The sequence below is a fragment of the Fodinicola feengrottensis genome, from assembly GCF_010993775.1.
GTDB classification, from domain to species: domain Bacteria; phylum Actinomycetota; class Actinomycetes; order Mycobacteriales; family HKI-0501; genus Fodinicola; species Fodinicola feengrottensis.
In genome coordinates this window covers 127,722-141,316 of sequence record NZ_WOTO01000010.1, presented here as the reverse complement: position 1 = coordinate 141,316, position 13,595 = coordinate 127,722, and the positions used below count along the sequence as shown (strand labels likewise).

Annotated in this window: 13 protein-coding genes and 4 pseudogenes; 14 read left to right on the top strand and 3 right to left on the bottom strand. The window is 68.5% G+C overall.

All coding sequences use genetic code 11. The features are described from left to right. Positions 1–76: 76 nt before the first annotated feature. The 4 genes from GNX96_RS61045 (at position 77) to GNX96_RS12005 (ending at position 2,289) form a co-directional block, all read left to right on the top strand. Positions 77–634, top strand: a complete 558-nt coding sequence (locus GNX96_RS61045; protein ID WP_313885645.1) for a type II secretion system F family protein — start codon at positions 77–79, stop codon at positions 632–634. Positions 635–877: 243 nt separating this feature from the next. Further along, the gene (locus GNX96_RS12015) at positions 878–1,075 is read left to right on the top strand and encodes a DUF4244 domain-containing protein (RefSeq protein WP_163568145.1); all 198 of its coding nucleotides are present in this window, start codon (positions 878–880) and stop codon (positions 1,073–1,075) included. 20 nt (positions 1,076–1,095) lie between these two features. Continuing rightward, positions 1,096–1,542, top strand: a complete 447-nt coding sequence (locus tag GNX96_RS12010) for a TadE family type IV pilus minor pilin (RefSeq protein ID WP_279580085.1) — start codon at positions 1,096–1,098, stop codon at positions 1,540–1,542. Between the two features lie 144 nt (positions 1,543–1,686). After that, positions 1,687–2,289, top strand: coding sequence for an Rv3654c family TadE-like protein (locus tag GNX96_RS12005; RefSeq protein ID WP_163568144.1), 603 nt, complete (start codon positions 1,687–1,689; stop codon positions 2,287–2,289). Between the two features lie 81 nt (positions 2,290–2,370). Here the strand turns inward: GNX96_RS12005 and GNX96_RS67145 are convergent. Next, positions 2,371–4,688, bottom strand: a pseudogene (locus tag GNX96_RS67145) (DEAD/DEAH box helicase). Positions 4,689–5,003: 315 nt separating this feature from the next. Here GNX96_RS67145 and GNX96_RS11995 point away from each other — a divergent pair. The 3 genes and pseudogenes from GNX96_RS11995 to GNX96_RS51035 all read left to right on the top strand — a co-directional run bounded on the left by GNX96_RS11995 (position 5,004) and on the right by GNX96_RS51035 (position 5,855). Further along, on the top strand, positions 5,004–5,342 hold the full coding sequence (locus GNX96_RS11995; protein ID WP_163568143.1) for an anti-sigma factor antagonist: 339 nt from the start codon (positions 5,004–5,006) through the stop codon (positions 5,340–5,342). A gap of 35 nt (positions 5,343–5,377) precedes the next feature. After that, positions 5,378–5,497, top strand: a pseudogene (locus tag GNX96_RS63235) (hypothetical protein); the annotation flags it as partial. Between the two features lie 73 nt (positions 5,498–5,570). Next, positions 5,571–5,855 carry an ATP-binding protein gene (locus tag GNX96_RS51035; RefSeq protein WP_279580083.1) on the top strand — a complete coding sequence of 95 codons (285 nt, stop codon included), beginning with the start codon at positions 5,571–5,573 and terminating at the stop codon, positions 5,853–5,855. A gap of 45 nt (positions 5,856–5,900) precedes the next feature. Here the strand turns inward: GNX96_RS51035 and GNX96_RS11985 are convergent, their stop codons facing one another. After that, positions 5,901–6,284: a group I truncated hemoglobin gene (locus GNX96_RS11985; protein WP_163568142.1), complete on the bottom strand. Its 384-nt coding sequence runs from the start codon at positions 6,282–6,284 to the stop codon at positions 5,901–5,903. A 213-nt stretch (positions 6,285–6,497) separates the two neighbouring features. Between GNX96_RS11985 and GNX96_RS63230 the strand changes: the two genes are divergently transcribed. The 7 genes and pseudogenes from GNX96_RS63230 (at position 6,498) to GNX96_RS61030 (ending at position 10,023) form a co-directional block, all read left to right on the top strand. Next, positions 6,498–6,689 (top strand): hypothetical protein, encoded by a 192-nt coding sequence (locus GNX96_RS63230; protein ID WP_390623979.1) that lies wholly within the window; start codon positions 6,498–6,500, stop codon positions 6,687–6,689. Then, complete coding sequence (locus GNX96_RS51030) at positions 6,653–6,829, top strand: molybdopterin-dependent oxidoreductase (protein ID WP_279580082.1); 177 nt, start codon at positions 6,653–6,655, stop codon at positions 6,827–6,829. The genes GNX96_RS63230 and GNX96_RS51030 overlap by 37 nt, the downstream gene beginning before the upstream one ends. A gap of 20 nt (positions 6,830–6,849) precedes the next feature. After that, positions 6,850–7,086: a hypothetical protein gene (locus GNX96_RS51025; RefSeq protein WP_390623978.1), complete on the top strand. Its 237-nt coding sequence runs from the start codon at positions 6,850–6,852 to the stop codon at positions 7,084–7,086. Next, a complete protein-coding gene (locus tag GNX96_RS51020; RefSeq protein ID WP_279580081.1) occupies positions 7,037–8,395 on the top strand; it encodes a molybdopterin oxidoreductase family protein in 1,359 nt (452 codons plus the stop codon). Before GNX96_RS51025 ends, GNX96_RS51020 begins: the two co-directional genes overlap by 50 nt. 5 nt (positions 8,396–8,400) lie before the next feature. Continuing rightward, complete coding sequence (locus tag GNX96_RS51015) at positions 8,401–8,592, top strand: molybdopterin dinucleotide binding domain-containing protein (protein WP_279580080.1); 192 nt, start codon at positions 8,401–8,403, stop codon at positions 8,590–8,592. Next, positions 8,589–9,611 (top strand): annotated as a pseudogene (locus tag GNX96_RS11975) (NAD(P)/FAD-dependent oxidoreductase); the annotation flags it as partial. The gene GNX96_RS51015 and the pseudogene GNX96_RS11975, both read left to right, overlap by 4 nt. Further along, positions 9,505–10,023 carry a (2Fe-2S)-binding protein gene (locus tag GNX96_RS61030; protein ID WP_313885649.1) on the top strand — a complete coding sequence of 173 codons (519 nt, stop codon included), beginning with the start codon at positions 9,505–9,507 and terminating at the stop codon, positions 10,021–10,023. The pseudogene GNX96_RS11975 and the gene GNX96_RS61030, both read left to right, overlap by 107 nt. A gap of 30 nt (positions 10,024–10,053) precedes the next feature. On the opposite strand, the pseudogene GNX96_RS51010 reads toward GNX96_RS61030, so the two are convergent. Continuing rightward, positions 10,054–13,408 (bottom strand): annotated as a pseudogene (locus tag GNX96_RS51010) (DEAD/DEAH box helicase). Positions 13,409–13,595: the final 187 nt, after the last annotated feature.

Here is a 13,595-nt window from a genome sequence, read left to right as displayed (position 1 = left end):
GTGGTCGCCGGCTTGCTCGTACTGGCCGGAAAGCCCATGGCCCATCGCTCACTAGCGGCCGCCCCGGCTCGCCGCGGTGGTCGCGCCGGTCAGGGTGAATCCGGCGCCGGCCGCCGTGGCGAACCGGCGGAGGTGGTGGCCGGCGACCGCGGCCGCGCGCGCTGGCCGGAGTGGCCAGTTGGGCGTTGGTCGGCCAGTGGTGGGGGATCTTGCTCGGTGGCGCGGTGGCCTATGCGATCCATCGCGGAGTCGCGAAGTTGGAGCCCGCCGCCGTACGAGCCGACCGGGCCAGGCGGACGCCTGGCTGCCGCTGGTGGCCGATCTGCTCGCCGCCGCTCTCCGGGCTGGCGCCACCACGGACAGGGCCCTGAAGGTGGTCGCGGAGGCCGTTGGCGGCCCCCTGGGTGACCGGTTGGGCGCCGTCGGCGCGGCGCTCGCGATGGGCGCCCCTCCAGAGGAGGCCTGGCAACCGCTGCACGACCTGCCCAACGCGGCCGCCCTGGCCCGAGCGGGCATCCGGTCCGCCGAAAGCGGAGCCGCGCTGGCGGACACCGCGGCGTCGGTCGCCGACCGCCTCCGCGGCGAGGCCGATGCGGCCGCCGAGGCGGCCGCGCGTCGTCGTCCGGAGTCCTGATCGTGCTGCCGCTGGGCCTTTGCTTCCTGCCGGCGTTCGTGCTGCTGGGAGTGGTGCCGGTGGTCGGTTCGGTGCTGGCGGGAGTGCTCCGGTGACCGGCCGGCACCGCCTTCCTCAGTGTGTGTCCGCCGAGCACGTGGGCCCTGAGTGCGTGGCCGCCAAGTGCGGGGCCCCTGAAGTGCGGGGCTCCTGAATCTGTGACGGTCGGGAGCGTCCCGGCCGCTGAAGCAAAGGAGATTCTGGATGCGAAAGCTGAGCTTTGGCCGCCGGCTTCGGTCGATGGCCGGCAGGCTGCGGGCCGACGACGGCATGTCCACGGCGGAATACGCGGTCGGCACGATCGCGGCGGTGGCGTTCGCCGGCATCCTGCTGAAGGTGGTGACCAGTCCGGGCGTTCAGTCCGCCCTGCAAGCCATCATCGGCAAGGCGTTGCACGGCTGACCACCTGGTTGTCGTTGTCGTTGACGAAGCGACTGACCTGGCCGGCGAAGCGGCTGACAGGACGGCCGAGTTGGTGGCTGGCGGGGTGGCCAACAAAGTGGCTGTCGCGGTGTCGTCATACCAGCTCCGAGGCCGGCTCGGTCACCGCGGAGCTGGCGGCCGGCCTCCCCGTGCTGGTGATCCTGCTGGCCGCCGCGCTGACCGCGGTCTCCGCGGTGTCCACCCAGCTGCGGTGCGTCGACGCCGCCCGGGAGGGCGCCCGGGCGGCCGCGAGAGGCGAGCGTGATCCGGCCGCCTTCGCCCGCCGGGTGGCGCCGGCCGGCGCGACGGTCCGGCTGAGTTCGTCCGGCGACCTCGTAAGGGTCGAGGTGACCGTACGGGCCCGCTCGCTGGGACGGCTGCTGCCCGGACCGATGGTGGACGGCACCGCGGTGGCCGCCCGGGAGCCGGGGACGGGGACGCCATGACGGGGTTCGTCACCGGCACTGACGCCGGGGTCAGTGGTGGATATGACCGCTGTCCGGCAGTTCGGGACAGGTCTGTGATCACCGGATTTTCCAGACTGGCGGCGCGTCTTGGCATAACGCGCCGCCACCGACCACCTGCCGGCGATGGCGCACCCCGTCGCGCTGGCAACCTCGCTGGCAGGTGGTCGGGTCCGGCGGTGCGCTGTCGTGGAGCGCATCGTCCCCAGCCGCCCAGCCCGCGATGACGAGCTTCCGCTCGTCAGCAACCTCGGGGCCGGGCGGCTGGAGCGGGCGGTGCGTCCCCGTGTGGCGCGCCGCCACCAACCGTCCAGCCGCGGTGGGGTGCTCCCTCACCACCACCTCGCGGCTGGACGGTTGGGCGGGGCCGCGGGCCTGGCGCGCTGGGTGCGGTCGGACGACGGCAGTGCCTCGATCTGGCTGCTGGCGATTGGTCTCGCGATCGTGTTGCTCGGCGCGGGCCTGGCCACCGCGGGTGCCGCCAGCGTCACGAGACATCGCGCCGAAGCAGCGGCCGATCTCGCTGCTCTCGCGGCCGCTGACCAGGTTCCCGCCGGCCCGGCCACGGCCTGTCGGCGAGCACAACTCGTGGCCACCGCCAACTCCGCACACGTGACCGCGTGCCGGTTGGACGACTTCGACGCCATCGTGACCGTGACGGTCCCGATGCCCGTGCCGTTCACCTACCTCGGCACCGCGACCGCCGCCTCCCGCGCGGGCCCCTCGTGACGCGAGACGAAGACCTTCGCGAGGGTGATGTTGTGAGGTGACAAATAGCCGCATTTCGCCCCGGAAACGTCACCCGCGCGGCTAGCCGGGGAGTGCGTCGAGGATGAGGGTCAGCAGGGCGACAGCGCCGGCCTTGTCCAGTGGTTCGTTGCCGTTGCCGCATTTGGGCGACTGGACGCAGGACGGGCAGCCGACATCGCAGCCGCAGGACAGGATCGCCTCGCGGGTCGCGCGCAGCCAGTGCTCGGCGGCGGTGTAGCCACGCTCGGCGAAACCGGCACCGCCCTGATGCCCGTCGTAGACGAAGACGGTGGGCAGGCCGGTGTCCGGGTGGGCGGCGGTGGACAGTCCGCCGATGTCCCACCGGTCGCAGCTGGCGACCAGCGGCAGCAGCCCGATCGCGGCGTGCTCGGCAGCATGCAGCGCGCCGGGGGGAAGTGCCGCTCGACCAGGCCAGCGGCGGTCATCGCCGCCGGGGGTCGACCGTGTAGTAGACCGCGACGGTCCGCAGCTGGCGCTCGGGCAGGTCCAGTGGCGTCTCGTCCAGCACCTCACCGCCCGGCAGCCGGCGCCGAAGGTACGAGACGACTTGGCTGGTCACGTCGACGATGGCAAGGCCGAGGGTGACCGGGCCGTATTCGCTTTCCACCAGCTTTTCGACCATCGCCACGTCGGTGATGTCACGGGCGTGGGTGGTCCAGTCCGGGTCCTCGGCGTGTACGAGCGCGGTGGACTCCTCCAGGTCGAACTCGTCGACCAGGTAGACCTCGCCCCGGTGGATGTAGACCGCGCCCTGGTGCACAGTGCTGTGCGAGGCTCCCGCGTCGACCGTGCCCAGCAGCCGGCCGGTGCCGGCCTCGACGACCACCACCGGCTCGCCGCCGGTGCCCCGGATGTCGGCGTCGGGACGCTGCCGTGAGGTCCAATACCACCCGGTGGGCCGGGTCCGCAGCAGCCCGGCCTCCACCAGGGCGGCCAGCACGTGCTCGGCCGGGTCGCCGCCGAAAAGCTCCACGTCGGCCTTGGTCAGCGGCAGTTCGGCGGCCGCGCAACACAGCTGTGGGGCCCCAAACGTACGGATTGGTGGGGTCCAGCACCGTCGCCTCGACCGGCCGGCCGAAGATCGCCTCGGGGTGATGGACCAGGTAGGTGTCCAGCGGGTCGTCGCGGGCGACCAGCACCGCGAGCGCGTCCCGGCCGGCTCGCCCGGCTCGGCCGGCCTGCTGCCACAGCGAGGCCAACCGGCCCGGATAGCCGGCCAGCAGCACGGCGTCTAGCCCGGTCACGTCCACGCCCAACTCCAGCGCATTGGTCGCGGCCACTCCGAGCAGCTCACCCGACCGCAAGGCGCGCTCGATGGCCCGCCGCTCGTCGGACAGGTAGCCCGCTCGGTACGCCGCGACCTTGCCGGCCAACTCCGGCGCCACCTCGGACAGCGAGCGCTGGGTGGACATCGCGACCATCTCGGCAGATCGGCGGGACCGTACGAACGCGAGCGTCCGCGACCCGGCCAGCACCAGATCGGTGAGCAGGTCGGAGACCTCCGCGACCGCGGCCCGCCGGACCGGCGCGCCGTTCTCGCCGTCGGCCGCGCCCAGCGGCGGCTCCCAGAGCACGAAGGTGGTGGCCCCGCGCGGCGAGGCGTCGTCGGTGACCGCGACCGCCGGCAGCCCGGTCAGCCGCTGAGCGGACACCGCCGGCTCGGAAACGGTGGCCGAGGCGCAGATGAAGACCGGTTCGCTGCCATAGCGGGCGCAGACCCGGCGCAACCGGCGCAGCACAGCGGCCACGTGAGAGCCGAAAACTCCGCGATACGAATGGCATTCGTCGACCACCACGAAGGTCAACCGGCGCAGGAACGACTGCCATCGGGTGTGCCCCGGCAGCAGGCTCCGGTGGATCATGTCCGGGTTGCTGAAGACGAAACGCGAATGCGCCCGCACCCAGTCGCGCTCGTCGGTCGGCGTGTCGCCGTCATAACCCGCGGCTCGTACGCCCGGGAGCTCCAGACCGGTGATGGCCCGCAGCTGGTCGGCCGCGAGTGCCTTGGTCGGCGTCAGGTAGAGCGCGGTCGCCCGCGGGTCGGCGAGCAGCTTGGTCAGGACGGGCAGCTGATAGGCCAGCGACTTCCCGGACGCCGTCCCGGTCGCGATGATCACCGAGTCGCCGTCCCAGGCGCTTTGCGCGGCGGCGATCTGGTGCGCCCAAGGCCGCCGCACGCCGGCCCGTACGAAAGCGTCCACGACTTCGGCCGGCGCCCATGCCGGCCAGTCCACGTAGGTCCCTTGCCGGGCCGCGAGGTGTTCGACGTGGGTGACCGGATCGGTGGCATGCCGGCGGCCACGCAGGCCGGCCAGCAGCTCGGCCGGTGAGCGGGATCCGATGGCGGTCACCCGAATGAGACTGCCACGCGGCACCGACGTTCTGAGTCCGCGGCCACTGGGCGGAAGAGGCGCCGATTGCCTGCCAGTCCGGGGAAAATCCACCAATCATGCGGTTTACCAGTGCGATCGCGCGACGAATCAGGCATGATCAACTGTGTCGGATCCGGGTGACGCGAAATTTCGTTGGCAAGTGATTACGGGATACGCATCGCCCGACAGGGCCCCGCCATGGTTGGATTCTGCCGTTCGATGGGTACGCGTCGGCGAAGCGGCAGAGCCGGTAAGGCAGAATCCATTACCGGACATGGCGCCTGGCGGGGAGGTAGCGAGGTGGAGTTGAAGCTAGCCACCCGAGTGGAGGGTGCGCGCACCATCGTCGAGGTCGGCGGCGAAATCGACGTGTACACCGCGCCGCGGTTGCGGGAGAAGCTGATCGAGCTGGTCGGCGCTGGACGCACCCAGATCGTGGTGGACATGGAGCGGGTGGAGTTTCTGGACTCCACTGGCCTCGGCGTGCTGGTCGGCGCGCGTACGCGTGTCAACGCGCAGGGCGGTTCGCTGCGGTTGGTGTGCACCCAGGACCGGATCCTGAAGATTTTCCGGATCACCGGCTTGGAGAACCTGTTCCCCATCTACGCGTCGGTGACCGAAGCAGTGGCCGCCGACTAGGCGCGCCCAGGTCGACTGACGGTGGAAAAGCTCTGATGGCAACGGTACGGCTGGAGATCTCTCCGACCGCTGCGCACGTACGCACCGCGCGCCTCGTCGCCGTGGCCGTGGCGCGGCGCAGCGGCTTGGAGGAACCGGTGCTGGACGAGATCCGGCTCGCCGTCGGCGAAGCCTGCTCTCGCGCCGTTGGGCTGCACCAGCAGCACCACAACACACACCGATCCGGTCGTGCTGGATCTGCAGGACGCTCCGCAGTTCACCGTGGTCGTCACCGACACCGCCGACACCGGGCTGCAGCCAGGCGACCTGGGTCTGACCGGCGACGCGCAGGCGCCGGACCCAGTGGAGATCGCGCAGCAGCAGGAAACCGCTGTCAACGGCGCGGACCTGTCCGAGGAGGTGATCGTGGCCGGCGTCGGGCTGGCCCTGATCGCCGGCCTCGTCGACGACCTCGAAGTCGGCACCGGGTTTGGCGGCCGCGGCACCAGCGTCAAGATGACTTGGCCGCTTTAAGCCTTTTTGTCTTTCAGCGGATGTGGCCGCTCCTGCGATACGACGTCAGAAAACGATGACGTGCTTGGCCACGATGTCGTCGGCCAGCGGTGCGATGGCTCCGATGATCTGGCCGTTGATGTGGTCCGGGACGCCGGCGGCGGCCAGTGAGTCGCCGAGGTGGCCGGCCACCATATTGAAATGCTCCATGCTGATCCCGCGGCCGGTGTGGGCGTCGCTCATCGAGCGGCCGGCGTACGGGAGTGGGCCGCCGAGGGCGGCGGCGAAGAACTCCACCTGCATGCCCTTCAGCCGCTTCAAGTTGATGCCGGCGAAAAAGCCGGCCAGCTTCGGGTCGGCCATCACTCGGGCGTAGAAGTCGTCGACGACCGCGACCAGCGCCGGATCGCCGCCGATCGCCTGGTAGATGCTGGTTTCCGGTGCGCTCATGGCCGGGCCTCCGCTCTCGGGGGACAGTCAGCCGAGCACAGCAGCGACCGTTTTCCGGCTCGTAGACAGGTGATTACGCAGCGGAAACATTGCCGGTTTCGCGCTGTGACACGGTCGGCGTGAGGTGGATTTCTCCGGCCCGAAACGGGGCGTTACACAACCGCAAGAAACCGCTGCTGGAATCGGAACCCCGAGCCGGCGGAGGGAGAGTCGATGCCAGCAAGCACGGCCACCCACTGCCCGTACTGCGCCCTGCAGTGCGGTTTGACCGTACGCACCGGCGGCGTGGACCCGGCCGTAGAGCCGCGGGAGTTTTTCCGACCAATCGCGGCGGACTGTGCAAGAAAGGGTGGACGTCGGCGGAATTGTTGTCCGGTACGGCCGACCGGCTGCGGACGCCGTTGATGCGAGAACGCAAGGGCTGTCCGTTGCGACCAGTGACTTGGGAAGCGGCGCTGCATCGGGTAGCCAGTGAACTGATCAGGTTGCGGCGGGTTTTCGGTCCGGACGCGGTCGGGTCGTTTTTTTCGGCGGTGGCGGCCTGACGAACGAAAAGGCTTACGCGTTGGGAAAGTTCGCGCGAGTGGCGTTGGGAACCTCGCAAATCGACTACAACGGCCGGTTTTGCATGTCGTCGGCAGCGGCGGCCGGTACCCGCGCCTTCGGGCTCGACCGCGGCCTGCCCTTTCCGGTGACGGACCTGGACAATGCCGAAGTGGTGCTGCTGGCCGGCGCGAAATGTGGCCGAGACAATGCCGCCGTTTGTCGGGCATTTGCGGGGTGCCGTCCAGATTGTCATTGATCCGCGCCGATCCGCGACCGCCGGGCAGGCGGTGGCGGCCGGCGGATGGCATTTGCAGCCCGCGCCGGGTACGGATTTGGCGCTGGCGCTGGGAATGGTGCATGCGGCGGTGACCGACGGCTGGCTGGAAAAATCCTATGTGGACACTCGTACGAGCGGTTTCGACGACATGTGGCGGCTGGCCGCCAGTTGGTGGCCGGAGCGGGCCGAGCGGGTCACCGGGGTAGCCGCCGCGGACATCCGTACGGTCGTCTCGCTGCTCGCCTGCGCTGACCGCGCGTACCTGCTGACAGCGCGTGGAATTGAGCAGCACGCGAGCGGGACGGACACCGTCCAGGCGTTTATCAACCTGGCGCTCGCGCTCGGGCTGCCCGGCCGGGCCGGGTCCGGTTTTGGCACGCTGACCGGGCAGGGCAACGGCCAGGGCGGCCGCGAGCACGGGCAGAAGGCCGATCAGCTGCCCGGCTACCGAAAGCTCACCGATCCGGCCGCGCGCGCTCACGTGGCAGGCGTGTGGGGTGTGGACCCGGACAGTTTGCCCGGGCCGGGCCGGTCGGCGTACGAGCTGCTGGACGCCCTGGGTACGCCCGAAGGACCGCAGAGTCTGCTGGTATTTGGGTCGAACATCGCGGTCAGCGCGCCAAATGTCGGCCATATCCGGGAGCGGCTGGCGGCCTTGCGGCTGCTGGTGGTGGCCGATGTGGTGCTGTCCGAGACGGCCGCGATGGCGGACGTGGTGTTCCCGGTCGCCCAGTTCGCCGAAGAAGAAGGCACGCTGACGAACCTGGAAGGTCGCGTGCTGCGCCGCCGACGTGCGCTCCCGCCGCCTGATGGCGTGCGTACGGATCTGGAGGTGCTGTCTGGGCTGGCGCGGCACCTCGGGCAGCCGGCCGATCGCTTCCCGGCCGATCCGCGGGAGGTCTTCGAAGAGCTGCGGGCGGCGTCGGCCGGCGGACCCGCTGACTACGCGGGCATCACGTACGAGCGGCTGGACGCGGCTGAGCGGACCGGCGGACTGCACTGGCCCTGCCCGACCGTTGACCATCCAGGCACGCCCCGGCTGTTCCTGGACCGCTTCGCGCATCCCGACGGGCTGGCCCGGTTCGTGCCGGTCGAGGCCGTTGGACCGGCCGAGCCGGTGGACCGGACCTTCCCGCTCTACGCCACCACCGGGCGGCTGCTGGAGCACTACCAGTCCGGTGCGCAGACTCGCCGGGTCGCCGAACTTATGGACACCACCGGAGAGCAGTTCGTCGACGTTCACCCCCCGACACCGCCGAACGGTCCGGGCTGGCCGACGGAGCGCTGACCGACGTGGTGTCCCGGCGCGGCCGAACGCTCGCCCGGGTTCGGTGCGTGCCGTCGATGCGGCTGGACACGGTCTTTCTGCCGTTCCATTTTCCGGGCCGGCAGTCGGCCAACCTGGTGACCAACCCGGCGCTCGACCCGGTCAGCCGGATGCCGGAGTTCAAGGTGTGCGCGGTCCGGCTGGAGCCGATCCGATGACTCGGCATGTGGTGATCGCCGGTTACGGCATGGTCGGCGCGCGGTTGGCGGAGGAGATCCGGCGCCGGGACGGCCGGCGTGTCCGGCTCACCGTCATCGGTGCGGAGCCGTATCCCGCGTACAACCGAATCCTGCTGTCCTCGCTGCTCAGTGGCGGATTTGAGGAGAGCCGAGTGCTCACCCACGACGCTGGCTGGGCTTTCCGCCATCGGGTGGATCTCCGGCTCGGCGTACGCGTGGAAGGCATTGATGCGGATGCGCGCAAGATCGAACTCAGCGACGGATCTGTGTTGCCGTACGACGATCTGGTGCTCGCGACCGGCAGTGTGCCGCGGCTGCCGAGCGTCCAGGGGCTGGACGGTGAAGGTGTGTCAGCTTTTCGCGATCTGGACGACTGCCGGCGCATCCGGTCGCTGGCCGATGTGTCGGTCGCGGTACTTGGCGGCGGCGTACTGGGCGTCGAGGTCGCCTGCGCGCTCGCGGAGCGGGGCGTACGAGTGACGGTCGTCCATCCAGCGGCCGTACCGATGGACCGGCAGCTCGACGCCGCCGGCGGTTCGGTGGTCGCGTCGATGCTCAGCCGGTTGGGGGTCGGCCTCTGCTTCGGACGGCGGGCCACTGGGTGGCGACCCGGCGACGGGCTTCTCCTGGACGACGGCGAGCTGTTGCCGGCGGACGCTTTGGTGGTCACGGCCGGGGTGGTCCCTGAGACCGCGCTCGCTCGGGCAGCCAGCGTCGAGGTGAATGTTGGTGTGGTGGTCGACGACCGGCTTGCCACCAGCCGGCCGGGCATCTTCGCGATCGGCGACTGCGCCGAGTTTCAGGGCGCGGTCCCCGGTCTCGTACAGCCCGGCTGGGATCAGGCGGAGGTGCTCGCGGACCTGCTGACCGGGGCGGATCCTGGCGCGCGCTATGTCGGTACGCCGAGTGTCACCCGACTCAAGGCGCACGGGATCGACCTGGTGTCGCTCGGGTCGTTCACCGGCGGCGAGGAGCTTTCCTTCTGCGATGCGCGGCGGGGCCGGTACGCCCGGCTGTCGCTCGATGGCGACAAGGTGGTCGGCGCGGCGATTCTCGGGCTGCCCGATGCCGGGGCGGCGATCACGCAGCATTTTGTGCGGGGTACGCCAGCGCCGTCCGACCGGATGGGGTTCCTGCTCGGCCGTGCGTTGCCGCCGGAGGGCGTCGCCGCGGGCGGGCCTTCCCGGCTGCTGCCGGGCCGCCGAGATCTGTCGCTGCAACCGGGTCACCAAGCGGCAGCTCGTCCATGCCTGGCAGTCCGGTGCTCGTACCGTCGAGAGACTGGCCACGGCCACTCGCGCGACCACTGGTTGCGGCAGCTGTGTCGACGCGGTCGACGGCATCTGCTCGTGGCTCGCCGCGGCCGACACCTCACCTGACTCGTCTGCCGACGCTGAGCTGGCCGGCTGATTGAGGCGTACGCACCGACAGGAAAGCCAGTCAGCTGAAGAGTTCGCGGATGTCGTCCGCATCCAAGCCGGTGCCGAACATGTTGCCGTCATCCATCACGCTGGCGAACAGCTTCGCCTTTTTTGCTTTCAGCGCCATCACTTTCTCCTCGATGGTGTCCTTGGCTATCAGGCGATACACCATGACGTTCCGGGTCTGCCCAATGCGATGGGTACGGTCCACGGCCTGCGCTTCGGTTGCCGGATTCCACCAGGGGTCGAGCAGGAAACAGTAGTCCGCCTCGGTCAGTTCAGGCCGAAGCCGCCGGCCTTGAGACTGATCAGAAAGACCGGAACGGATCCGTCCTTGAACTGCTTGAGGACGGTGGGACGATTTCTGGTTTTTCCGTCGAGATAACAGTAGTCAATGCCTTCAGCATCCAAGCGCTGCCGCACGATGTCGAGAAAACCGGTGAACTGACTGAAGACAAGCGCTCGATGACCGCCGTCAATCACGTCCTGGAGCTGCTCAAGCAAGGCGTCGATTTTCGCGCACGGAAGGCTGTGATGTTTGTCGTCGACCAACGCGCCGTGCAGGCTGAGCTGCCGTAGCAGCGTCAATGATCGGAAGATGGTGAACCTGTTTCGGTTCAGGTCGTCCACCAGGCCGAGGATTTTTTGGCGTTCCCGTTGCAGGTGAGTCTGATAGACCTTCCGATGGCGTGGATGCAGGTCAACCTCCAGAACCTGCTCCTGTTTCGCCGGAAGATCGGCGGCGACCTGTTCCTTGGTACGGCGCTTGACCAGCGGCTTGATGCGCTGACGGAGTTGCTCAAGCAACCCGGTGTCGGTTTGTTTTTCGATCGGGCGCGCGTAGTAATACTCAAATCGAGTCGGATTCGGGAACAGCCCAGGAGCCGAGATCGACAGCAGCGACCACAGCTCCATCAGGTTGTTTTCCATCGGCGTACCGGTAATGCAGAGTTTGAACGCCGCAGGAAGCCGCCGTGCGCATTGGTGGATTTTGGAATGGTGGTTTTTGGTGAACTGCGCCTCGTCGAGCAGCAGCCCCGACCATGCCTGCTCGGAGTACGCGTCGTTGTCGAGCCGAAACAGGGTGTATGTGGTGACCACTACGTCGGCGTTGCCGACGACCTCGTTCAAGGTCTGGCCGCGACGTTTCATGGTGTCCGTGACAGCCACCACGTTCAGACCGGGAGCAAAGCGTGCCGACTCGCTCACCCAGTTCGATACGACGCTGGTCGGCGCGACGATCAGAAATGGTGGCATCTTGGAATCGACCTGCTTCGCGTGGCAGATCAACGCCAGCGCTTGCAGTGTCTTACCAAGACCCATGTCGTCGGCGAGGATGCCGCCCAGCTTGAACTTCCAGAGGAACGCCAGCCAGCGAAACCCTTCCAGCTGGTACGGGCGAAGGGTGGCCTGGAGCGTCGACGGGGGTTCGGTCAAGTCGACCGTGCCCACCGAGCGGAGCGCCTCGAGCTGCTTTTTCCAGGCTCTGGCCTGCCGGTCGACCACGCCGAGCGCTGCCAGCTCGTCCCACAACCCGACCTGGAAGCGACTGATCCTGAGGGGGCCGCCGGCTGAGTCTTGGAGGGCCCGAGCTTCCTCGATCAGCCTGCGCAATGCCTGGAGCGCGGGTTTTTCCAGAGAGAAATAGACACCGTCAGGTAGCACCAGATGGGATTCACCAGCGGCCAATGCCGTGAACAACGTCACGAAGGGGACTCGCTGTCCGGCGACGGTCACATTAACGCCGAGGCCGAACCAGTCCTGGTCGCCGGCGATCGAGTTGGTCGATACCCCGATGGACAGCGAGTCACCAGCCTCGCGGTAGTCCAGCGGCTCTCCGCTGATCTCCACCGCGACTGTGGGGTGGTCAGCCAGCAGCGGCAACACTTCGGTGGTGAACCGCATGGTGTCCAGACCGGCGAGCCGTCCTCCGGGCGCCAGCGGCCGCCCAGCCTCGGTTCGGACCTGATCCGAGCCAACCGGTCCGAGCAGGTCGAACGGAAGGTCGGCGAGCACTGCTCGCTCTTGATCGAGATCCCGGTAGCCTGCCTCCAGAGTGGGGCGCAAAGGCGTACGCAGCTGCGAGTCGCCGACCTCGTACGTCCATTCCCAGTCGACCTCCAGGTCATTGCCGGTGCGATAGGACGCGCGCATGACCAGCTTCGGCTCGGGGATCGCCGGTGGTGTGTACGACGCGTCGGACGAGATCACCGCCGCCACGTGTCGCAGCCGCGGGAAGTATTCGGTGTCAAATCGCGAGAGGTCAGCGGACTCTGCGCAAGTGCTCGGCGGACAGGGCCATTCGCTGTAGTTGCGGCGGCACTTCCTGGACAAGTCTGGCCAACCCGAGCTGCCAGTCCTGTCGCTGGTCGGTACGCGAAGGTTCGGTGCTGTCGACGTACACGAGGCCGTGGCCGTCGGCGCCGACAAACGCCACCGGAAGCACGTCGACGGTGGAATTCTCGATCCGTAGGACTGGCGCCACCGTGAATGATCCGAGGTCGCCCTCACGGGTGACATCCAGGCAAAGGTCGGCGGAACCGTACGGATCGATATCGCCGAGTTGCTTCTTGCGATGCACGAGCCGGACGCCCAGCGCCGCGGCCTCGTCCAGCAACGGCCACAACTGGCGGCTGTCGAACTTGGAGAGGTCAATGCTGGTCTCGTTGCCGTACGAGTAATAGCCCGAGGCGTCCCGCGACCTGGACAGGGAGTAGATCTCCTGCAGCACCCGCATTTGGTCAGCGGGGTGCTCTCGGTAGTAGTACCGGGTACTCAGCGTCGCCCAAGTTAGGTTGCCGACGACCCAGCCGTTCCGGCCTGGTTTGACCAGTCGGGCCAGCACTCTGGATGCGGGCTCGTCGGCCGGGAACCGCGCCGACCGGGTGGGGGGGGGCAGGTGCGGGCAGGTGCAGCTCGATGGCCAGTGGACTTGTCGTCGGGTCGCCGTCGGTGGAGCGCGTTCCAGGTTCGAGCAGGGATGTCAGGGATTTCTCCCACGCAGCGGATTTTGCTGGCCGGGTTCGGCTGGCTGGACGCGGCCGAGGTGGGTGGTGACCGGTGAACTCGTCGGCCGCGGCCCGCAACACCAGGGCGGCGACGTGCTTGCAGTCCATCCCGATCGGACAGCTGCAGCTGCTGCCGCCCAGGACCAGCTCCGGTTTCCCGGCGGCCGGTATGAAGGACGCCGTTGTCTGGTATAGGTTCTGGCCACTTCCGATCACCTGGCCAAAGAGGACGTTCTGGGTGTCGTCCCATTGCATGGCCACGACCCTGTTGTTCCGTGCGTACCGCAGGCCTCTGTCGAACGAGGCGCTGCCAATTTCCGCCTCAAGGTCGGCAATGTCAACGCCCGGCAAGGAGACCAGCTGCATGGGGCTGACGGTAACCGCCGGCGTCGTCAGTCCATCGGACCGACACGAGCGTGCTGAATCGATTCTTTCGCCGACGACCCGGCCGAGGCGGCAACCTCGCAGGTGGCGGGCGTAGTTCTACGGAGTGACGAACACCCCTGGACGCTGACCCCAGGTGCCTGGCAGTGGGACGTTTCGCCTAGACTCC

Bases quoted from the DNA above. Each gene is read 5' to 3' on its own strand.
- GNX96_RS12015 (WP_163568145.1), top strand. From the start codon at position 878: ATGCGAAAGCTGAGCTTTGGCCGCCGGCTTCGGTCGATGGCCGGCAGG.
- GNX96_RS12005 (WP_163568144.1), top strand. From the start codon at position 1,687: ATGGCGCACCCCGTCGCGCTGGCAACCTCGCTGGCAGGTGGTCGGGTC.
- GNX96_RS11985 (WP_163568142.1), bottom strand. From the start codon at position 6,284: ATGAGCGCACCGGAAACCAGCATCTACCAGGCGATCGGCGGCGATCCG.
- GNX96_RS63230 (WP_390623979.1), top strand. From the start codon at position 6,498: ATGCCAGCAAGCACGGCCACCCACTGCCCGTACTGCGCCCTGCAGTGC.
- GNX96_RS51020 (WP_279580081.1), top strand. From the start codon at position 7,037: ATGCCGCCGTTTGTCGGGCATTTGCGGGGTGCCGTCCAGATTGTCATT.
- GNX96_RS61030 (WP_313885649.1), top strand. From the start codon at position 9,505: ATGTCGGTACGCCGAGTGTCACCCGACTCAAGGCGCACGGGATCGACC.